General features: G+C 71.2%; 22 protein-coding genes. 20 read left to right on the plus strand and 2 right to left on the minus strand.

The window, feature by feature from the left end; all coding sequences use genetic code 11:
- The first annotated feature begins 150 nt into the window (after positions 1 to 150).
- From FB471_RS25630 to FB471_RS25660, 7 genes are all read left to right on the plus strand, one after another.
- The gene (locus FB471_RS25630; RefSeq protein WP_142000893.1) at positions 151 to 750 is read left to right on the plus strand and encodes a helix-turn-helix domain-containing protein; all 600 of its coding nucleotides are present in this window, start codon (positions 151 to 153) and stop codon (positions 748 to 750) included.
- Between the two features lie 99 nt (positions 751 to 849).
- Complete coding sequence (locus tag FB471_RS25635; RefSeq protein ID WP_142000894.1) at positions 850 to 2,019, plus strand: NAD(P)/FAD-dependent oxidoreductase; 1,170 nt, start codon at positions 850 to 852, stop codon at positions 2,017 to 2,019.
- Between the two features lie 65 nt (positions 2,020 to 2,084).
- Complete coding sequence (locus FB471_RS25640) at positions 2,085 to 2,381, plus strand: (2Fe-2S)-binding protein (RefSeq protein WP_142000895.1); 297 nt, start codon at positions 2,085 to 2,087, stop codon at positions 2,379 to 2,381.
- On the plus strand, positions 2,378 to 3,778 hold the full coding sequence (locus FB471_RS25645; protein ID WP_142000896.1) for an FAD/NAD(P)-dependent oxidoreductase: 1,401 nt from the start codon (positions 2,378 to 2,380) through the stop codon (positions 3,776 to 3,778). Before FB471_RS25640 ends, FB471_RS25645 begins: the two co-directional genes overlap by 4 nt.
- On the plus strand, positions 3,775 to 4,695 hold the full coding sequence (locus FB471_RS25650; RefSeq protein ID WP_142000897.1) for a dihydrodipicolinate synthase family protein: 921 nt from the start codon (positions 3,775 to 3,777) through the stop codon (positions 4,693 to 4,695). Before FB471_RS25645 ends, FB471_RS25650 begins: the two co-directional genes overlap by 4 nt.
- The gene (locus FB471_RS25655) at positions 4,695 to 5,696 is read left to right on the plus strand and encodes a proline racemase family protein (RefSeq protein ID WP_142000898.1); all 1,002 of its coding nucleotides are present in this window, start codon (positions 4,695 to 4,697) and stop codon (positions 5,694 to 5,696) included. Before FB471_RS25650 ends, FB471_RS25655 begins: the two co-directional genes overlap by 1 nt.
- A gap of 23 nt (positions 5,697 to 5,719) precedes the next feature.
- Positions 5,720 to 7,090 carry an aldehyde dehydrogenase (NADP(+)) gene (locus tag FB471_RS25660; protein ID WP_142000899.1) on the plus strand — a complete coding sequence of 457 codons (1,371 nt, stop codon included), beginning with the start codon at positions 5,720 to 5,722 and terminating at the stop codon, positions 7,088 to 7,090.
- Here FB471_RS25660 and FB471_RS25665 read toward each other — a convergent pair.
- The gene (locus FB471_RS25665; RefSeq protein ID WP_170220940.1) at positions 7,009 to 8,112 is read right to left on the minus strand and encodes an alpha/beta hydrolase family protein; all 1,104 of its coding nucleotides are present in this window, start codon (positions 8,110 to 8,112) and stop codon (positions 7,009 to 7,011) included. The two genes, FB471_RS25660 and FB471_RS25665, sit on opposite strands and share 82 nt — an antisense overlap.
- Positions 8,113 to 8,232: 120 nt before the next feature.
- Here FB471_RS25665 and FB471_RS25670 point away from each other — a divergent pair, with 120 nt between their 5' ends.
- Positions 8,233 to 8,829, plus strand: coding sequence for a TetR/AcrR family transcriptional regulator (locus tag FB471_RS25670; protein ID WP_211358142.1), 597 nt, complete (start codon positions 8,233 to 8,235; stop codon positions 8,827 to 8,829).
- 113 nt (positions 8,830 to 8,942) lie between these two features.
- Complete coding sequence (locus FB471_RS25675; RefSeq protein WP_142000900.1) at positions 8,943 to 9,647, plus strand: S1 family peptidase; 705 nt, start codon at positions 8,943 to 8,945, stop codon at positions 9,645 to 9,647.
- 66 nt (positions 9,648 to 9,713) lie between these two features.
- Here the strand turns inward: FB471_RS25675 and FB471_RS25680 are convergent, their stop codons facing one another.
- Positions 9,714 to 10,025 carry a hypothetical protein gene (locus FB471_RS25680; RefSeq protein ID WP_142000901.1) on the minus strand — a complete coding sequence of 104 codons (312 nt, stop codon included), beginning with the start codon at positions 10,023 to 10,025 and terminating at the stop codon, positions 9,714 to 9,716.
- Positions 10,026 to 10,123: 98 nt separating this feature from the next.
- Here FB471_RS25680 and FB471_RS25685 point away from each other — a divergent pair, with 98 nt between their 5' ends.
- From FB471_RS25685 to FB471_RS25735, 11 genes are all read left to right on the plus strand, one after another.
- Positions 10,124 to 10,969: a helix-turn-helix domain-containing protein gene (locus FB471_RS25685; protein ID WP_142000902.1), complete on the plus strand. Its 846-nt coding sequence runs from the start codon at positions 10,124 to 10,126 to the stop codon at positions 10,967 to 10,969.
- Positions 10,970 to 10,984: 15 nt separating this feature from the next.
- Positions 10,985 to 11,173, plus strand: coding sequence for a DUF397 domain-containing protein (locus FB471_RS25690; RefSeq protein ID WP_246076587.1), 189 nt, complete (start codon positions 10,985 to 10,987; stop codon positions 11,171 to 11,173).
- Positions 11,174 to 11,216: 43 nt separating this feature from the next.
- A complete protein-coding gene (locus tag FB471_RS25695; RefSeq protein WP_142000903.1) occupies positions 11,217 to 12,440 on the plus strand; it encodes a GNAT family N-acetyltransferase in 1,224 nt (407 codons plus the stop codon).
- 134 nt (positions 12,441 to 12,574) lie between these two features.
- Entirely contained in the window at positions 12,575 to 12,682 is a 108-nt protein-coding gene (locus FB471_RS25700) for a keywimysin-related RiPP (RefSeq protein ID WP_211358143.1), read from the plus strand.
- Between the two features lie 99 nt (positions 12,683 to 12,781).
- The gene (locus FB471_RS25705; protein ID WP_281287422.1) at positions 12,782 to 14,551 is read left to right on the plus strand and encodes a lasso peptide isopeptide bond-forming cyclase; all 1,770 of its coding nucleotides are present in this window, start codon (positions 12,782 to 12,784) and stop codon (positions 14,549 to 14,551) included.
- Between the two features lie 12 nt (positions 14,552 to 14,563).
- The gene (locus FB471_RS25710) at positions 14,564 to 14,821 is read left to right on the plus strand and encodes a lasso peptide biosynthesis PqqD family chaperone (protein WP_142000906.1); all 258 of its coding nucleotides are present in this window, start codon (positions 14,564 to 14,566) and stop codon (positions 14,819 to 14,821) included.
- On the plus strand, positions 14,818 to 15,252 hold the full coding sequence (locus FB471_RS25715; protein ID WP_142000907.1) for a lasso peptide biosynthesis B2 protein: 435 nt from the start codon (positions 14,818 to 14,820) through the stop codon (positions 15,250 to 15,252). Before FB471_RS25710 ends, FB471_RS25715 begins: the two co-directional genes overlap by 4 nt.
- Entirely contained in the window at positions 15,249 to 17,042 is a 1,794-nt protein-coding gene (locus FB471_RS25720; protein ID WP_142000908.1) for an ABC transporter ATP-binding protein, read from the plus strand. The genes FB471_RS25715 and FB471_RS25720 overlap by 4 nt, the downstream gene beginning before the upstream one ends.
- Before the next feature lie 176 nt (positions 17,043 to 17,218).
- On the plus strand, positions 17,219 to 17,821 hold the full coding sequence (locus FB471_RS25725) for a helix-turn-helix transcriptional regulator (protein WP_142000909.1): 603 nt from the start codon (positions 17,219 to 17,221) through the stop codon (positions 17,819 to 17,821).
- Between the two features lie 165 nt (positions 17,822 to 17,986).
- Positions 17,987 to 19,882, plus strand: a complete 1,896-nt coding sequence (locus FB471_RS25730) for an ABC transporter ATP-binding protein (RefSeq protein WP_142000910.1) — start codon at positions 17,987 to 17,989, stop codon at positions 19,880 to 19,882.
- 56 nt (positions 19,883 to 19,938) lie between these two features.
- Positions 19,939 to 20,373, plus strand: a complete 435-nt coding sequence (locus FB471_RS25735; protein ID WP_142000911.1) for a DUF4440 domain-containing protein — start codon at positions 19,939 to 19,941, stop codon at positions 20,371 to 20,373.

Here is a 20,373-nt window from a genome sequence, read left to right on the forward strand (position 1 = left end):
TGGACAAGCGCCCCGATGGGGACGTTAGAGCATCGTGACCGAGGTGTCTCGCCGGCGCGGCGCATGGCACAGTAGGCCCCGATCGATCGGGATACCGAACGATTCTTTCGGCGAAAGCGTACGCTTTACCGAACGGGAGGATGGGAGACGGTGAACGGTACCGGTGAGTCGGTGCGGGACCTGCTGGCGGCCAACCTGCGGCGGGCGCGGGCAGAGCGAGGGCTCTCGCTTTCCGAGCTGTCCCGGCGCTCCATGATCGGCAAGGCCACCCTTTCCCAGCTCGAGGCCGGCGCGGGCAACCCGACCATCGAGACGGTGTTCAGCCTGTCCAGGGCGTTGGAACTGCCGATAACGGACCTGCTGGACCACCGCCAACCCGCCGGGATGACCGTGGTGCGGGCCGATGAGGTCGAGGTGCTCAGCGGGGAGGCCGTCGACCTGCGGCCGTTGCGCCGGATCGAGACCGAGGACGCCATCTTCGAGGTCTACGACCAGCAGGTCCGGCCGGGCGGCAGGCAGTCCTCGCTGGGTCATGTCGGGGTCGAGCACACCATCGTGCAGGCAGGCAGGCTGCGGGTGGAGGTCGACGGCGGTTCGGCGGAGCTGGGGCCGGGCGACTGTGTGGCGTTCGACGCGGTGCTACCGCACGCCTACACCGCGGTCGAGGGTCCGGTGCGCTCGGTCCTGCTGCTGCAGTACCGCCCAGGGAACCGGCTCGACCTGGACAGCGGGCACTCCGGCGCGGAGTGATCCAGTAGCGAGCCAGTAGTGAGCCCTGGTGACCGTTGACACCTCCCGCGGGCCTGCCTAGCCTGACACCGTTCGCTTTAACGAACACCGGAGGGTTCGATGTCCAGAACGCGGGTGCTGGTGGTGGGTGCCGGGATCATCGGCGCCGCCTGTGCCCGCGAGCTGGCCGAGTCCGGGCTGGAGGTCATCGTCCTGGACCGCGACCGGCCAGGGGGTGCCACCACCGCCCACGGGGAGGGCAATGTCCTGGTCTCCGACAAGGGCCCCGGTCCCGAGCTGGAACTCGCCAAGCTGTCCAGGACGTTGTGGCCGCAAACGCTTGCCTCGATCGGTGCGAGGGCCGGTGCGGAGGTGGAATGGGATCCCAAGGGCGGGATCGTCGTGGCCACCACCGAGGAGGGCGCGCGGGAGCTGGCCGCCTTCGTCGAGCGGCAGCGCGCGGCCGGGGTGGTCGTGGAACGGCTGGACGCCACCGAGCTCGCCGCCGCCGAACCGCACCTGACGCCCGCGGTGACCGCGGCCTTCCACTACCCGGAGGACGCCCAGGTGCAGCCGGTGGCGGCGGCCACCACCCTGCTGTCCGCGGCACTGGACGCGGGCGCCACCCTGCGCACCGGCTGCCGGGTGCTCGGGGCACATACCGAGGGCGGGCGGCTGACCGGGATCCGCACCAGCCAGGGCGTGCTCGGCGCCGACGCCTTCGTGAACGCGGCGGGGCCGTGGGCGGGGGAGCTCTCCGCGCTGCTCGGCGCGCCCGTGGACGTGCGGCCGCGGCGCGGAGAGGTGCTGGTGACCACCCCGATGCCGCCCACCGTGTTCCACAAGGTCTATGACGCGGGTTATGTGGGTGCGGTCGGCAGCGACAGCGCGGAGCTGCGGACCTCGGCGGTGGTCGAGTCCACAAAGGCCGGAACGATCCTGCTCGGTTCCTCGCGCCGGCAGGTCGGCTTCGACGCGAGCCTGCGGGTGGACGTGCTTTCCGCGATAGCGGGCAACGCGCTGCGGCTGTTCCCGGGACTCGGTGCCGCCACGGTGATGCGGGCGTACGGCGGCTTCCGCCCCTACGTGCCGGACCACCTGCCGATCATCGGCGCGGACCCCCGCCGGCCCGGCCTCTGGCACGCCAGCGGGCACGAGGGCGCCGGGATCGGCCTCGCCGCGGGCACCGCCAGGCTGCTGCGCAACCTGCTGCTCGACGAGCCGGCCGCGATCGAGCCCGAGCCGTTCCGGGTGGGCCGGGCCGGAGTCATGGTGGAAGGAGACGCATGAGTCGTCCTGTGTCAAGCCGCGGTACCCATGGCGACCGCAGCGCGCGGAGCCGCGGAGGAGACGGTATGAGCCCTCGAATGGTTCCGGCCGCGGCCGACCGCGCCGGGCGCACCGACCGGCCGCTGGCGATCACAGTGGACGGTGCGCCGGTTTCCGGGATCGAGGGCCAGAGCATCGCCGGGGTGCTGCTCGGGGCGGGCCGGCTGTCCTGGCGCCGCGGCCCTTCCGGGCCACGCGGCGTGTTCTGCGGGATCGGCGCCTGCTTCGACTGCCTGGTGACGGTGAACGGTGAGCCCGACGTGCGGGCCTGCCGCCGAACCGCCCGCGAGGGGGACGCCGTGCTGACCCGGGAGCGGGAATGACCAGGGTGGTGGTGATCGGCGCCGGGCCGGCCGGGCTCGCCGCCGCGGAACACGCCCTGCGTGCGGGGGCCACGGTGACCGTGCTGGACGAGGCCGAACGTCCCGGCGGGCAGTACCATCGGATGTTGCCGCGGGCCTACGCCGCCCGTAGCCAGCATCGGTTGCAGCACGGCTGGCGTGCCTTCGACCGGCGGCAACGCCGGGTACGGGAGCACCCCCGCTGCACCTTCTCGGCCCGGACCTCGGTATGGGCGCTGGAACCCCGCGCGGACCTGCCGCCGCTGGTGCACCTGCTGCGCGGTGCGGCGGACGCGGCGGGCGGGCGTGCCGTGCTGGACCCGGACGCGCTGGTGCTGGCCACCGGCGCGCACGACCGGGTGCTGCCCTTTCCCGGCTGGGACCTGCCGGGGGTGTTCACCGCGGGCGCCGCGCAGGCGCTGGCCAAGGGGGAGCGGGTACTGGTCGGGGAGCGGGCGGTGGTCTGCGGCACCGGGCCGTTCCTGCTGCCGGTGGCCGCGTCCCTGCTGGAGGCGGGTGGCCGGGTGCCGGCCGTGCTGGAGGCCAACCCGGCGGCCACCCTGCTGCGTGGCTGGGCCGCCCGCGGCTGGGAACTGGTGCCACAGGCGGGAAAGGCCATCGAGCTGGCCGGGTATGCCACCGGCCAGCTACGGCACCGGACCCCGTACCGGACCGGGCGCGCGGTGGTGGAGGCCCGCGGCGACGGCCGGGTGGAGGAGGTCGTCAGCGCGCGGCTGCGGCCGGACTGGTCGCCCGTTCCCGGCACCGAACAGGTGCTGCCGGTGGACGCGGTGTGTGTCGGGCATGGGTTCAGCCCGCGGCTGGAACTTCCGGTGGCGGCCGGATGTGCCCTGGATCGTGGGGAGTTCGTGCTGGTCGACGGGGACCAGCGGACCAGCGTGGCCGGGGTGTACGCCGCCGGGGAGATCACCGGGGTCGCCGGCGCGCCCGCCGCCGCGACCGAGGGCGCGGTGGCCGGCTGGGTCGCCGGTGGTGGCGATCCGGCCGGGATCACCCGGCTGCGGCGTCGGCGGGACCGGGGCCGCGCCTTCGCCGCCCGGCTGGCCCGCGCGCACCCGACCGGCAGCGGCTGGCCGGGCTGGCTGCGCCCGGACACCGTGCTGTGCCGCTGCGAGGGCACCGACTACCGGACCCTGCGCCGGGCGCTCGAGCGTCCGGCTCGCAGCGGCGCTCGTGCCGTCCGCCTGGGCACCAGGGCCGGGCTCGGCCCGTGCCAGGGGCGGATCTGCGGCCCGACCGTGGCCGAGCTCACCGCCCGCTCCGGCGGCGAAGTGTGCACGGTGCACCACCGCCCGATCGCGCAGCCCATCCGGCTCGCGGATCTCGCGGGCACACCGGAGAAGGAGAGGGACAGATGAGCGTACCGACCGGTCTCGGCGGCGTCGTGGTGGCGACCGCCCTTCCCTACGCCGAGGACCCCGGCGCCCCGGCCGGGCTGACCGTGGATCACGACCGCTACGCCGAGCACTGCCGGTGGTTGCTCGAGAACGGTTGCCGCGGGGTCGGCCCGAACGGCTCGCTCGGCGAGTACTCCTCGCTGACCGATGCCGAGCGCAGGGCCGTGGCCCGCACCGCGATCGAGACCGTCGGCGCGGACGGCGTCGTGGTGGTCGGGGTGCACGGGGTCGGCGCGCACCAGGCCAGGCACTGGGCCGAGCTGGCCGCCGAGGACGGGGCGCACGGCGTGCTGTGCCTCCCACCGACGGTGTACCGGGCCAACCGCGGCGAGATCCTCGCGCACTACGAGGCGGTGGCCTCGGTCGGCCTGCCGGTGATGATCTACAACAACCCGCTGGACACCAAGGTGGACCTGGATCCGGGACTGGTGGCCGAGATCGCGCAACTGGACAACGTGGTCGCGGTCAAGGAGTTCTCCGGGGATGTGCGGCGGGTGCTGGAGATCAGGGAGCGCGCGCCGGGGCTGGACGTGATCAGCGGCGCCGACGATGTGGCGCTGGAGTCGCTGCTGATGGGCGCCACCGGCTGGTTCGCCGGGTTCCCCAACGTGTTCCCCGCGGAGTCGGTGCGGCTGTTCGAGCTGGCCACCTCCGGCAGGCTGGAGCAGGCCCGCGCACTGTACGAGCCGCTGGTGCCCGCGTTCCGCTGGGACTCCCGAACCGAGTTCGTGCAGGCGATCAAGCTGGGCATGGAAATGGTCGGCAGGTATGGCGGTCCCTGCCGACCGCCGCGCGGTCCGCTGATCGAGGAGCACCGCGAGCGGGTCCGGGCCGATATGGCCCGCGCGATCGAGGCACTCGAGGGCGGGGCGGGCTGATGCGCTCGGTCCGCACCCTCACCGCCGTGGACTCGCACACCGAGGGGATGCCGACCAGGGTGGTCACCGGCGGGGTGCGCCCGATCCCCGGCGAGACCATGGCGCAGCGGCGCCGCTACTTCATCGAGAACCTGGACGAGCTGCGGCGGTTCCTTGTCGACGAGCCACGCGGGCACCCGGCGATGAGCGGGGCGATCCTGCAGCCCGCCACCCGCGCGGATGCCGACTGGGGCGTGCTGTACATCGAGGTCAGCGGCCTGCTGCCGATGTGCGGGCACGGCACCATCGGGGTGGCGACCGTGCTGGTGGAGACCGGGATGGTGCCGGTGACCGAACCGGAGACCGTGGTGCGGCTGGACACCCCGGCCGGGCTGGTCGAGGCCAGGGTGACCGTGCGGGACGGCGTCGCCGAGCGGGTGACCCTGCGCAATGTGGACGCCTTCGTGCTGGAGCCGGACGCGGTGGTGGACGTCCCCAGCCTCGGCGAGATCCGCTACGACATGGCCTACGGCGGGAACTTCTACGCCATTGTGGACTGCGAGCGGCTGGGCATTCCGTTCGATCGGGCGGAGAAGGACCGGATCATGGCCGCGGGACTGGGCATCATGGCCGCGATCAACGAGCGGAACCCGCCCGCGCATCCGGTGGACGAGGCGATCTCCGGGTGCAAGCACGTGCACGTGGTGGCGCCGGGTTCCACCGCGCGACACTCCCGGCATGCCATGGCGATCCACCCCGGCTGGTTCGACCGCTCGCCCTGCGGCACCGGGACCTGCGCGCGGATGGCCCAGTTGCATGCGCGCGGCGAGTTACCGCTGCATACCGAGTTCGTCAACGAATCCTTCATCGGCACCCGGTTTACCGGGCGCCTGCTCGAGGAAACCACGGTCGGCACCCTGGCCGGCGTGGTGCCCGAGTTCTCCGGCCGCGCCTGGATCACCGGCACCGCGAACTACCTGCTCGACCCGCGTGATCCGTTCCCGGCCGGTTTCGTTCTCTGATCCGTTCACGGCAAGGGAGACACATGATCGACCGCACGGCAGCCAGAGGCTGGGCGCGGACCTCGCCCACCGAGCGGGCCACCGCGCTGGAGGCGATGGCCGACGCGCTGGACGCCGAGCGCGAGGACCTGGTGCCGCTGGCCGACACCGAGACACACCTCGGCACGCCCCGGCTGAACGGGGAGCTGACCCGCACGGTGTTCCAGTTGCGGCTGTTCGCCGAGCAGGTACGGGCCGGGGACTTCCTGGATGTCCGGATTGACGCGGCCGACCCGGACTGGCCGTCCGGCCCGCGCCCCGAGCTGCGCCGCTACCGCACGGCGCTGGGCCCGGTGCTGGTGTTCGCCGCGAGCAACTTCCCGTTCGCCTTCAGCGTGGCTGGCGGGGACACCGCCTCGGCGCTGGCCGCGGGCTGCCCGGTGGTGGTGAAGGCGCATCCGGGGCACCCGGAGCTGTCCCGCCGCACCGCCGCCGTGGTGGAGCGTGCGCTGGGCAGGCCGGGAGTGTTCGCCCTGATCGAGGGGGAGCAGGCGGGGGTGGATGCCTTGCGCGATCCCGATATCCGGGCCGCGGCGTTCACCGGTTCGGTGCGTGGCGGGCTCGCGCTCGCCCGGATCGCGGCGGAGCGGCCGGAGCCGATCCCGTTCTACGGCGAGCTCGGCAGCGTCAACCCGGTGGTGGTCACCCCTGGCGCCGCGCGGGCCCGTACCGCCGATATCGCGGCGGGCTACGTGGGTTCGCTGACCCAGGGCGCGGGGCAGTTCTGTACCAACCCCGGGCTGCTGTTCGCGCCGGCCGGCAGCGAGCTGGTTTCCCGGATCGCGGAGACGCTCCGGGATGTCGCGCCCGCGCCGATGTTGAACGAGCGGATCGCCGCGGGCTACCTGGACGGCGCCCGCAGGTTCGGCGAACGTCCCGATGTGCGCACGCTGGTATGGCCGGACGCGGAGGACTCGCTCGCGCCACGGCTGCTGGAAATGAGCATCGCCGACTTCGACGCCACCGCGGCCGAGGAGTGTTTCGGCCCGTTCGGCCTGGTGGTGACCTACTCCGATCCCGCGGATCTGCCGGGGGCGTTGGCGGCCTTGCCGGGGCAGCTCACCGGCACCCTGCATGCCGAGGAGAGGGAAGAGGTCACCGTGCTTGCGGAGGCGCTGGCCGAGCGCAGCGGCCGGGTGATCTGGAACGGTTGGCCCACCGGGGTCGCGGTGACCCACGCGATGCAGCACGGCGGCCCGTTCCCCGCCACCACGGCGCCGCTGTCCACCTCGGTCGGAACGGCCGCCATGGAACGCTTCCTGCGCCCGGTCAGCTACCAGTCCTGGCCCGACCACCTGCTGCCCACGCCCCTGCGCGAGGCCAACCCCTGGAACATCCCCCAGCACCGCTCCTGACTGCTGCGAGTGGGCCACTCACAGCAGCGGGGTGTGGAGTGAAGGCCTGGTCGAGTTACTTGGATTCGACGCGTCCGAGCGGAGGGGGGGCCGGTCGTGAGCTCGTCGCGCGCCGCCTGCCACGCCGGGTCCCCGGGGGAGAGCGCGGTGCGGAGGTAGGCCCAGGTGAGCCGCTGGATCGCGGCAACTCGCTCAGGGTTCTCGTCGGTGGTCTCGGCGACGTCGTACCCGGAGATCCCGCCGAGCCCGTGCTCCGCGTCGAACAGGGTGACGAGGGCCTTGGGGGCCGGGGAGAGGAAGTACGGATCGGTGTGCCAGTCCGCGCCCCGGACCGTCAGGTGGGCAGAGGTGTCCTTCTCCCCGGCGACCACGAGCGCGGGGGTCGTCATCGTGGAGAAGTCGATGGTCGAGAGGAAGGCGTAGTTCTCGAGCACGAACTCGGTGAGCGCATCGCCGCCTCGGCCTGGCGAGGCAAGCAGCACACCCGCCGCGATCCGGGGCTCGGCCAGGTTCACTTCCGTTCCGTCGTGGGGATCGGTGAACCGCGCGCCCAGCAGCAGGCTCGCGGTGTGCCCGCCCATCGAGTGCCCGGCTACGGCGACCTTGCCGCGGTCGAGGCGCCCGCGGAGTTGCGGGACGGCGTTCTCGATCTCGCCGAGCCGGTCGAGGATGATCGTCATGTCCTCGGCCCGCGATCGGTAGTACAGCGGCGCCTCGGGATGGTCGGCGTTCAGGTCCAGCGTCCTCGAGCTCAGATGGGTGGGCTGGAGCACGACGAAGCCGTGCGCCGCCCAGAAGTTGGCGAGCGGGGCGTAGCCATTCAGCGAGGACAGGTTGTTCGAGGGGCCTTGGCCGTGCGAGAGCAGGATGATCGGCAGCTCGCTTCCGGTCACGGGCGCGGAGACTCGCAGCTGTAGATCCACGGGCCGACCGGGAGCCGACAGCACCACCGGGCTGACCGAAAGGACAGCGGCGGGTGCGTCTGCGCTGGTGGTGTCGGCTGCGTACGTCGATGCACTCATGGTGTGGGCTTCCTCCCAAGGGCTGGCGACCGGCGTCGACTATGCTCGAACCGGAACGATGTTCCACAAATATACGGAACACTGTTCCGTTTCGTCAACCGTCGCCGGAAGGAGCACGTGGTGACCCCTGAAAGCCAGCCCGGGGAGGCGCAGGCGCGAAGCAAGCGGGCCGACGCGCGGCGCAACCAGCAGGCGCTGCTTGCCGCCGCCGCGGAGGTCTTCGTCACCTCCGGTGTCGACGCCCCGATCCGGGAGATCGCGGCCAGGGCCGGCGTCGGGATGGGGACGATCTACCGCCACTTCCCGACGCGGGCGGATCTCGTCGTCGCCGTCTACCGGCACCAGGTGGAAGCCTGCGCCGAGGCCGGTCCGGCCCTGCTGGCCAGCGCCGGCTCTCCGCTCGCGGCACTCCGTCAGTGGGTCGACCTCTTCGTCGACTTCCTGGTCACCAAGCACGGACTGGCCAACGCGCTGCAATCCGACAGCAGCGGCTTCGAGGCGCTGCACACCTACTTCCTCGACCGCCTGGTGCCCGTCTGCGCGCAGTTGCTCGACGCCGCGGTCGACGCCGACGAGGCCACGCCCGGTACGCAGGCCTACGAACTGATGCGCGGCATCGGCAACCTCTGCATTGGGCGGGACGATGATCCCCGCTACGACCCTCGCCGGTTGATCGAACTGCTCCTCAACGGGCTACAGCGGCCGCCATCATCCTGATCCCGACCTCGGCTGACCGGCTGAGGGGGTGTAGGGCGAATACTCCGGTTGACGGCTGGGCGGGGTGCGCGGGGCTGCTTACCGTGAAAGCCCCTGCGAATGAGGAGAATGTCATGCGGAAACGTTTTCTGCCCCGCATTGTCACGATGGTCGTCGCGCTGGTCGCCGCCGGTCTCACCGGCTCGCTGACCGCCGCGGCCGAAGCCCCATCCCGCCCGCTGATGGGCGGGATGGAGCTGAACGCCGATCCGACCGGCCCGGTCCACCGGCCGTGTGTGTCGGCGTTCAACGTGCGTAGCGGAAAGGTCGGCTACGTACTCACCCACGGCGCTTGCGGAAAGGTCGGGCAGAAGGTGTACGGCCCGGACGGGACGTTGATCGGGACGATCGCCTTCGCGAGCACGGTCGGCCCGGATGCCGCGCTGGTCGAGGTGAGCAACACCCGGCAATGGGAGCAAGGTCCCTGGATCGCGCTGCCGGAGACCCGCCAGCCGCTGACGGTGGCCGGTGCCAAGGAGGCCCCTGTCGGCGACAAGGTCTGCATCTCCAGCCCGGTCAGCGGCAGGAAGTGCGGCACCATCACCGCAAGGGACCGCACGGTGACCCTGCCCGACCGCACCCTGCGCGGCGTTATCCAGACCGACATTTGCGTGCGCGACGGTGACCGCGGTGCCCCGCTGTTCACGCTGGACTCCCGGGGCCGGGCCCACGCACAGGGCCACCTCGTCGCCGCGACCCGCTGGTATCCCTGCGCCAGCTACTTCCAGCCGATCAACGCCGTCCTGTCCCACTACCGCCTGACCCTGCTCACCGGCTGAAGCCAACTGCTGTGAGTGGCTCGTTCCCTGCGTTTTTCGCAGGGAACGGGCCCTTCACAGCAGGGGTCAGTGGCCGGCGAGGTCGTAGTCGTCGGCGGTGGGTGGGTGCGGGTCGGTGAGCCAGACCAGGCGAGCCTCGCTGTGCCAGGTGTGGTGGTCGAGAATCCCGGCGGCCGAGTGCGCCCAGTGCGTGCTGCCGTCCGGGAACCACAGGATCGCCTTGCCGAGCTCGGTGAACTCCATGCCCCAGCCCAGGTAGCCGTCCTCGTCTTCGGGGAACAGGTGCTCCCGGTACACCCCGTACAGGGCGAAAAGGCGGGGCGCGTACTCTCGCGCTTCGTCGGCGAGTACCGACAGCGTGATCTGATCAATATCCATGCAAGCCTCCTGGTGAGAAACTATGCGAGACATCTCGCAGTGACAATTGCACGATTGTGTGACTCCCAGACCTGCTCTGGATGCGCGAGGATTGGCGCATGACCACCAGGAGTGATCCGTCGGCGATGCGCTGGCTGCTCGGCGTGGAGCTGGCACACGTCCGCAAGCACGCCAGGATGACCATCGCGCAGGCCGCCGAGGCGTCCGGGCTCACCCGCGCCAAGGTCAGCTACATGGAAACCGGCCGGTACCAGCAGTACCCGGACGACGTGGCACACGTGCTGAACACCTACGGCGCACCGCGGCAGGAGGTGGACCGGCTGGTCTCGCTGTGCGCGCAGACCGAGGGCAAGAGCTGGTGGGCGCCCTGGTCGCATGTGATGCCGGACTGGTTCAAGACCTTCGTCGGGCTGGAGGGGCTGGCCGCGGCCGAGTTCGTCTTCGAGCCGATGGTGCTGCCAGGGCTGCTGCAGACCGAGGAGTACGCGCAGGCGATCACCGAGGCCACCGGGTTCGTCCGGCGGGACCACGGCGAGCGGTTCGTCTCCTTCCGGCTGGCCAGGGCGAACCGGCTGACCGAGGAGGAGCCGCTGCAGCTGCACACGGTGATCGGCGAGGCGGCGCTGCGGTTGCAGGTCGGGACGCCGGAGGTACGCGAGGCGCAGTTCCGGCACCTGCTGAAGCTGGCCCGGCAGCCGAACGTCACCATCCAGGTGCTGCGGCCGGAGGACGGACCACACACGGCCACGATGGGCAAGTTCTCGGTGCTGGACTTCGAGCGGGCCCAGTCGATCGCCTATAACGAGCACCTGGACGGTGCGGTGTACGTGCAGGACCAGGACGCGGTACGGACCTATAAAATGGCGGTGGAGAACCTGCGGTCGGTGGCGTCCGCGCCGACCAGGTCGCTCACGTTGATCAGAGGGATGATCGACGGGACCTAGCCTTGGAGGTCAGCCGTGCCAGCACAGGACCTGCGCGCAACCCAGTGGATCAAGAGCAGTCACAGCGCGAACAACGGCGATTGCGTCGAGGTGGCCTTCGGGACGGATCGGGTGGCCGCCAGGGACTCGAAGGACCCGGACGGCGGCGCGCTGCTGCTGTCCCCGGAAGCCTTCCGCGCCTTCCTGCACCGCGTACGCGGCTGAAATTCGATCGCGCGCCCGCCCGCCGCCCGGCTACACAGGCAGGGTGACCGATCCTTACCCGCTGCGTCCCATCACCGACGGCGAGTTCGCGGCCTGGGCGCGCATGATCGCCGACACCTACGGCATCGACCGGACCGAGGCGGAGATCGCCAACCAGCGCGCCGCCACCGAGCTGGAGCGGACCGTGGCCGCCTTCGACGGGGACGCACCCGTCGGCGGTGCCTCGCTCTACCGCCGCCTGTTGACCGTGCCCGGCGCCGTCCTGCCGGTCGCGGGGGTGGCCACGGTCGGGGTGACCCCGACACATCGGCGCCGCGGCATCCTCACCTCGATGATGCGCAGGCAGCTCACCGACCTGCACGAGCAGGGCGCCGAGCCGGTGGCCGCGCTGCGCCCCGCCGAGGCCCCGATCTACGGCCGCTACGGCTACGGCCCCGCCACCCGGGGCAACCAGTTCCGCTGCGACAAGTCGGCGATGAGCTTCCGCCCTGGCGTGGACTTCGGGGAAGGGTCGATCCGGCTGCTGGACGCCGAACGGGCGCGGCCGGTGCTGGAGCGGGTCTACGACGAGGTCCGGACCCTCATGGTGGGCTGGCCCGATCGCCAGGACGCGCACTGGAACGTGCGGCTGTTCGACGAGCCGGAGGCGCGCGACGGCGCGAGCGGGTTCCGCTTCGCCGTGCACCGGGAACCGGACGGCCGGGCCACCGGGTACGCCCTGTACCGGCACCACGAGGGCACGGTGCGAGTCGAGGAGCTGGCGGCGGTCTCCCGCACCGCGTACGCGGCGCTGTGGCGCTACCTCGCCGGGATCGACCTTGCGGGGTGGATCGAGTACGAGGGCGCGCCCGACGAGCCGCTGCCGCACCTGCTCACCGATCCGCGGGCGGCACGCTCCTGCCCGGTCGACCGGATCTGGGTGCGGCTGGTCGATGTCGAGCGGGCACTGGCCGGGCGCCGGTACTCGGTCCCGCTGGAGGTGGTGCTGGCCGTGCGAGACGCCTTCTGCCCGTGGAACACCGGCCGCTACCGGCTGCGGGCCGAGGGTGAGGAGGTCAGCTGCGAGCGAGCACAGGCCGCCGCCGACCTCGAACTGACCTCCACCGAGCTGGGAGCCGCGTACCTCGGCGGGACATCCCTGGCCTCCCTCGGGGCCGCGGGTCTGGTACGGGAACGGCGGCCTGGAACGTTGGCCCGCGCCTCGATCGCGTTCCGGCACGACCGGGAACCGTTCTACCCGGGTGGCTGGGCCTTCCCGCTCTACTGACGGACTCCGCAAAGGACTGACGCGGGTTTTCCTGTTCCGGAAGCGCATTCGGCTATCGGCCATTCGCCGATCTTGTTATGTTCAATGGTGTGCGCACACGAATATGAGGATCGAATGCGCGAAAGGTGGAAATGATGAAGTCTTACGAGGCCCCGATGCTGGTCGAGCTGGGCTCCTTCCAGGAGGCAACCGGACTGCTGCAGTTCTCCGGCAACGACCGGCTGATCCTCAGCAAGAACTGATTTCGACGACCCACGTTGCCCATGCCTGATTCAGGTGGCACCCCGAGTCACGGCGAAGCGTATTTCGCGGTTCTACCGGATCGCGATGCCGCTCTCGCCGTGGCTTCGCGGGTACGCGCGCACGGTGCCAGGACGCTGAACCACCCCTCGGGCCGCCCGTGGCTCGTCGGCCGGTGGCGGGACGACGAGATGACGGTTGCCGGGGCGGGCGAGGCGCGGATCGCGGTGATCGGCTGCTGCCCGGTCACTCCCGCCGAGTTGGCGCGCAGGGCGGAGCACCTCACCGACCTGGCACGACTCGACGAGGTCGTTCGTGGACTGCCGGGGAGTTTCCACCTCGTGGCCACACTGCGCGGCGGATTCCGCGTCTACGGCACGGCCTCGGGGCTGCGGCTGGTGTTCCACGCCGAGGTGGGTGGAGTGACGGTCGCCGCCGACCGTGCCGACCTGCTGGCTGCGCTCGCGGGATCCGAAGTGGACGAGCGGCAACTGGCCGCGCGGCTGCTCTTCCCGGTGCCGCATCCGGTACCGGAGACACCGATGTGGCGCGGGGTGCGGGCGGTTCCACCGGGAAGCGTCGTGACGGTGGCCCCGGACGGCAGGGCGAGCACGGTGACCCGGTGGTGGGAGCCGCCCCGGCCGGTGCGTGCACTCGCCGATGCGGCACCGTCCATCCGGGAGGCACTCGCGGCCGCGGTGGACGCGCGTACCCGCGCGGGCGGCGTCGTCGGCTGCGACCTTTCCGGCGGCCTCGACTCCACCTCGCTGTGCTTCCTCGCCGCCCGCGGCCCGGCCAGGGTGGTGGCGAGTACGTGGCCCGGCATCGACCCCGCGGACGACGACCGCGCCTGGGCCGAGCGGGCGGCCGGGCACCTGCCGGACGTCGAGCACGTCGTATGGCGGGCGGAGGCGTCCCCGCTGGTCTACGAGAAACTGCTGGAGATCGACGACCCCCTCGACGAGCCGACGATCGGAATGCTGGACAGGGCGCGCCTGCTCAGCGACCTCGAAGGACTCGCGGCCAGGGGCTGCCGTGTCCGCCTGACCGGGATCGGCGGCGATCACGTGGCGTGGTGCTCGGAGGCGCATTACCACACGCTGCTGCGCAGGCGGCCGCTGCTCGCGATCAACAGGGCCCGCGGTTCCCGTGCCCTGTTCCACTGGTCGCTCGGTGGGATGGTCCGGGCGCTTGCCGACCGCCGTTCCTACCGCGGCTGGCTCGCCGAGGCGGCAGGCGATCTCGGCGGGCCGGCGGCGCCCCCGGTCGCCACCGCACTCGGGTGGAGCGCACCCCCTCGGTGCGCGGAGTGGGTGACCGGCCACGCGCGGAGCGCGGCGGCGGAGGTGGTCGCCGCGGCGGCCCGGGACGCCGAACCGCTGGGGCCCACCAGGGGCGAGCACGCCGACCTCGAGCAGATCCGCTCCTGCACCCGCATCATTCGCCAGTGGGAGCAGATGAGCGCCCGCGCCGGCCTTCCCATCCAGTCGCCGTACTTCGACGACCGGGTGATCGAGGCATGCCTCTCGGTGCGCCCGGAGGACAGGGTGACGCCGTGGCGGTACAAGCCCGCGCTCGTCGCCGCCATGCGCGGCGTCGTGCCGGACGAGTGCCTCGCGCGGTCCAGCAAGGCGCAGGCCGCGCTGGACGCCGCGGCGGGCCTTCGGGAGAACCGCGGCGACCTGGCCGCGCTCTGGTCACAGTCGCGGCTGGCCGAGCTCGGGCTGGTCGACCGCGACCGGCTGCTCGACCTGGCCGCGCGACCGGCGACGCCCGAGTTGCGCACCGCCGTGCTGTACCCGGCCATCGGCTGCGAGATCTGGCTGCGGACGCTCGCGGCCCCGAAACCCCTCAATGCCAATGCCTCATGACGGGAGCGGGAAATGACCTTCCAGTTGCGCCAGGATGTGTCCCTCGCGGACACCGAGTACGGCACGGTGCTGCTCGACGAGCGCAGCGGCCGCTACTGGCAGCTCAATCCGAGCGGAGTGCTCGTGGTCAACACGTTGCTGGCCGGCGATGACACCGAGCAGGCCGTCACCGCGCTCACCGAGGAGTACCAGGTCGACGCGGCCAAGGCGCGCGCGGACGTGCGCACCCTGGTGGACGGGCTCCGCTCGGCGGGCCTGGTGAGCTCATGACCACGCCGAGCGCGCTCAGCAGGCCGTCCGAGGTTCCGTTCCGCCGCCGGGTCGCGGCCCGCGCCGCGGTGGCTGTCGCCAGGGCGCTCGCCACGCTGCCGCCGCAACGTGTCCGCCGGGTACTCGTGGTGCTGCGCCGGGGTGCCCGGCAGGCGACCCACCGGGAGGCCAGGTCCGCGCGGGACGCGGTGCTCGCGGTCAGCCTGACCTGCCTCGGCCCGCAGGGATGCCTGCCCCGCTCGCTCGCGGTCACCGTGCTGTGCCGGATGCGGGGGAGCTGGCCGACGTGGTGCGTCGGCGTCCGTGCCATGCCCCCGTTCGGTGCGCATGCCTGGGTGGAAGCCGGGGGCGAGCCGGTCGACGAGAACGTCCCCGCGGACTACTTCCGCAGGCTGATCGCCGTCGAGCCCGCCGGACCGGCGCGTTCATGAGTGAACCCGCGACCCGGCGCGACCGGGCGAGCGTGCCGGAACTGGTGCGACTGGCATCCGGCCACTCCCGGGTTCTCGCCGCCGCGATCGCACTGACGGTGCTGGCCTCCGGGCTCGGCCTGCTGCAGCCGCTGCTGGTGCGGCACGCCATCGACTCGGTGGGCCCGCAACCGCTGCACTGGACGATCCCCGCCGCGCTCGCGACGCTGTTCGCCGCGCAGGCCTGCGTGGACGCGTTCGGTCTCTTCCTGCTCGAACGCACCGGTGAGGCGGTGGTACTCGGCGTGCGGCGCGGGCTCATCGCCCGGCTGCTGCGGCTGCGGATGCGGGTGTACGACGAGCACCGACTCGGCGACCTGATGTCCAGGGTCAGCGTGGACACCACGGTGCTGCGCGAGGTGGTCACCACGGCGTCGGTGCAGCTCGTCACCGGAGCGCTGACCGGACTCGGCACGATTGCCCTGATGGTGTGGATAGACCCCATGCTGTTCCTCGTCGTCGCGGCCACCGTCGCGGCCGCGGCCGTGGTGGTGGCCGCGCTGCTCGGCAGGCTGCGGGCTGCGAGCGAGCGGGCCCAGCGCAGTGTCGGCGCGATGACCGCCGACCTGGAGCGGGCGCTCGGCGCGATCCGGACCGTGCGGGCCAGCGGGGCGGAGGAGAGGGAGGCCGAGCGGACCGGGCGCAGCGCCGAGTCGGCCTACGCCGCCGGGGTCCGTGCCGCGAAGCTCACCTCCGTGATGAGCCCCGCGGTGGAGCTGGCCCTGCGCGGCTCGCTCGTGCTCGTGCTGCTCATCGGTGGCACGATGGTCGCGCGGGACGCCACCTCGCTCGGCAACCTGGTCGCCTTCATGCTGTACGCCACCTACCTCGTGATGCCGCTGGCTTCCGTGTTGCAGGGCGTCGGACTCGTCCAAAGAGGAATGGGCGCGTTGCAGCGCGTGCACGAGGTCACCGGGTTTCCGGTCGAGGACACCGGTGGCGGCGTGAGCGGCGGGGTTCACCGCAACGGGGCTCCGGTATTGGAGTTCCGGGACGTCCGGTTCGCCTACCAGGACCGGCCGGTGCTGGAAGGCGTGTCGTTCGAGGTTCCGGCGCGCTCGCATGTCGCGCTGGTCGGCAGGTCCGGCGCAGGCAAGTCGACGATCTTCTCGCTGGCCGAACGTTTCTACGATCCGGCGGGAGGGTCGATCCTGCTGAACGGCAGCCGGGAAGGTGACCTGAGCCGCGCCGAATGGCGTTCCCGGATCGCGCTGGTCGACCAGAATTCCCCCGTCCTACACGGAACGCTCCGGGACAACCTGTGCTACGCCGCCCCTGACGCCGGTCCCGATGAACTGCGCTGGGTGGTGGATCTGGTCAATTTGCGGGAACTGGTCGACCGGCTGCCGCTCGGGTTGGACACCCCGGTCGGTGAGCGCGGATGCCGCCTTTCCGGTGGCGAGAGCCAGCGGGTCGCGATCGCGCGCGCGTTGCTGAGCAAGCCCGACCTGCTGCTGCTCGATGAACCGACCGCACATCTCGACGCCATCAACGAGGCGGCGCTCGCCGCGGCCATCGACCAGGTCAGGACCGAGTGCGCGTTGCTGGTCATCGCGCACCGGTTGTCCACCGTGCGCAGGGCAGGGCATGTCGTGCTGCTGGACTCCGGAAGGGTGGTGGCAACCGGGGAACACGATAAACTGTTGGACAGAAATTCACAGTATCGCGATCTTGTCGCAGTGCGGTTTGACGGAGGTCGCCGTTATTCGAAAAACGCGAAGCACTTTCGTGCGACCGAGGTTACGGACTGATATCCCCTGGATGGACCTTTGAGGACATCGGTTGACCTGATACAAAATACGATGTGCGAAGCCGATGACCAGATGGATTCAAGGGAGCGAATTCGACCGTGCCTAGTATTCCATCGGAGTCCACCCGTTTTCGGGCTCACGGGGAATTCGTCGACATCCTGCGGGATCGTTCCGACGTGCTGCATCGGCTGCGGCGGCTCGCCTGCCGGGCGACCTCGGTGGACGCGGCGCTGTCCGGGCATGGGGTGCGGTTGCCGAGCCATGACTCCTCCCTGCTCGAGTTGCTGGCCGTCGCCGGAAGGCGGCGGCGCCTGCTCGTCGACACCCAGTTCGCGCGGAGCGAGCTGATGGCGGGCGATGCGGTAACGCGACCCCGCCGGGTCCGGGTGCACGAGCACTCGCTGCGACGCATGCTGATCTTCGACGACCGCTGCGCGATCCTCCCGCTCGACCAGGCCGGCTGGGATGCGGGCGCGGTCCTGCTGCGCGCACCGCTCGCCGGACCCTGCGGGCAGCTCTTCGACTTCCTGTGGTCCGAGGCGCGTCCGCTCACCGATGACCTCCGGTGCGACGCCGGCCTTTCGGACCGCCAACTCGAGGTGGTGTACCTCCTGCTGCAGGGCGCGACCGACCAGCAGGTCGCCGACCGGATCGGAGTGAGCAGCCGCACCGTACGCAGCATGGTGTCGACGTTGCAGCGGCGGTTCGGCACCAGCTCGCGGATGGCGCTCGGCTTCCGGCTCGCCCGTGCCGTCACCAGCGGATCGGAGCAGCACTAGCGGTTCCCGGCCGCACGGAAACCTTCCGAGCAGGCGAGGCCGATCGCCGAATTGACCTCAAGTATGATTTAGGTCTTACGGTTGCTGTCGGTGGCTCGTCGTAGAGTCATCGTCGCGCCGACAGCACGGCTCGCACACGCCCTACCGAGACGGGGGAACCGCGCCATGGACATGGAAACCACCGCATGGATGTCGCTCTACCATTCCATGCACGCACAGCAGGACCGGCGGCCGTTCTCCAAACAGACCCTGCGCCGGATCGGCGGGTTCGCCCAGCCGCATCGCAAGAAGCTCGGCTGGTTCCTGGTGCTCAGCGTCGCCATGGCGTTCCTCGCGGTCGCCACACCGGTGCTCGCGGGCCAGGTGGTGGACGCCATCGTCGGGGATGCGCAGACCAGCGTGGTGGTCGGGATCGCCGTGCTGATCGCCGCGATCGCGCTGGCCGAGGCAGGGATCGGGCTGCTGAACCGTTGGCTGTCCGCGCGGATCGGTGAGGGGCTGATCGTCGACCTGCGTACCTCCGTGTTCGACCACGTACAGCGGATGCCGGTCGCCTTCTTCACCCGTACCCGCACCGGTGCGCTGGTCAGCAGGCTGAACAACGATGTGATCGGCGCGCAGCGGGCGTTCAGCGACACGCTGTCCGGGGTGGTCAGCAACCTGGTGATGCTGGTGCTCACCGGCGTGGTGATGCTCGGGATCTCCTGGCAGGTCACCCTGCTCGCGCTGGCGATGCTCCCCCTGTTCGTGTACCCGGCGCGGCGGATGGGCACCAGGCTGGCCCGGCTGGAGCGCGAGGCGGCCAACCACGATGCCGCGATGGGCACCCAGATGACCGAGCGGTTCTCCGCCCCGGGCGCGACCCTGGTGAAGCTGTTCGGCAAGCCCGAGCGGGAGTCGGCCGCGTTCGCCACCAGGGCCCGCCGGGTGCGGGACATCGGGGTGCGCACCGCGATGGTGCAGCACGTCTTCATCACGGCGCTCACTCTGGTCTCGGCGTTGGCCTTGGCGCTGGTGTACGGGTTCGGCGGGTACTACGCGCTGGTGGGGGAGCTGGACGCAGGCTCGGTCGTGGCCCTGGCCATGCTGCTGACCCGGCTGTACGCCCCGCTGACCGCGCTGGCCAGCGCCCGGGTCGAGGTGATGAGCGCGCTGGTGAGCTTCTCCCGCGTGTTCGAGGTGCTGGACCTGAAGCCGCTGGTGGCCGAGAAGCCAGAACCCAAGCCCGTGCCGGACGGCGGGATCTCGGTGGAGTTCGAGGGAGTGCGCTTCGCCTACCCCTCGGCGGACAAGGTGTCGCTGGCCTCGCTGGAGGAGGTCGCCACCCTGGACAACCGGGGCGGGGTGGACGTGCTGCACGAGGTGTCCTTCCGCGCGGAGCCGGGGCAGATGGTGGCGCTGGTCGGCTCCAGCGGTGCGGGCAAGTCGACCATCGCGCAGCTGGTACCGCGGCTGTACGACGTGGACGAGGGCACCATTCGACTGTCCGGTGTGGACGTACGGGACCTTTCCCTGCAATCGATCAGGGACACGATCGGCATGGTGACCCAGGACGGGCACCTGTTCCACGATTCCGTGCGGGAGAACCTGTTGCTCGCCCGCCCCGAGGCGTCCGAGGAGGACCTGTGGGAGGTGCTGCGCAGGGCGCGGTTGGACGGCCTGATCGCCGGCCTGCCGGAGGGGCTGGACACTATCGTCGGCGAGCGTGGCTACCGGCTCTCCGGTGGCGAGCGGCAACGGCTGACGATCGCGCGCCTGCTGCTGGCCCGGCAGCGGGTGGTGATCCTGGACGAGGCGACCGCGCACCTGGACTCCACCTCGGAGGCCGCCGTGCAGGAGGCGCTGACCGAGGCGCTGGAGGGTCGGACCGCCGTGGTGATCGCGCACCGGCTGTCCACCGTGCGGGCGGCGGACCAGATCCTGGTGGTCGAGGCGGGACACATCGTGGAGCGGGGCACGCATGAGGAACTGCTCGCGGCCGGTGGCCGGTACGAGGAGCTGTACCGCACCCAGTTCGAGCAGCCGGGAACCGCGGAACCCGCTCCGGTGGCGAGCGCGTAACCTGTAGCGTATGCTGTACGGTACAGTCGAAATTACCGTGAGGCGAGGAGCCGCCCGTGACCGAACAGTCCACCCTTCCCACCGGCAGCGCGGGGTTCGTTCCCACCGACGAGGACATCCGGAGCGTCCTGGACTGGTTCGCCGCCTATGACGCGGCGGCCACCGAGGGGGATGTGGCGGCCATGGCCGATATGGCGCTCTTCCCGATCAACGTGGTGACCAACGACGGGGGCGGTGACGGCTCGGCCGAGTCCTGGGATCGGGAGCGGTTCCTGGCTCGCATGGAAGAGATGAGTGGCTCCGGGGATGTCTCGATGGAGTCCACCCGTACCCCGGTCTTCCTCACCAGGGATCTGGTGTTCGTGGTCACCGATGCCCGGATCACGGTCGGCGGCCACACCACGGAGGTCCGCTACGGGGACCTGCTGGTGAAGGCGGACGGCCGGTGGGTGTTCCAGACCATGGTGCAGGGCGGCTGGGGCGCGAACTGA

The organism is Amycolatopsis cihanbeyliensis (assembly GCF_006715045.1).
In the GTDB taxonomy this organism is placed as follows: domain Bacteria; phylum Actinomycetota; class Actinomycetes; order Mycobacteriales; family Pseudonocardiaceae; genus Amycolatopsis; species Amycolatopsis cihanbeyliensis.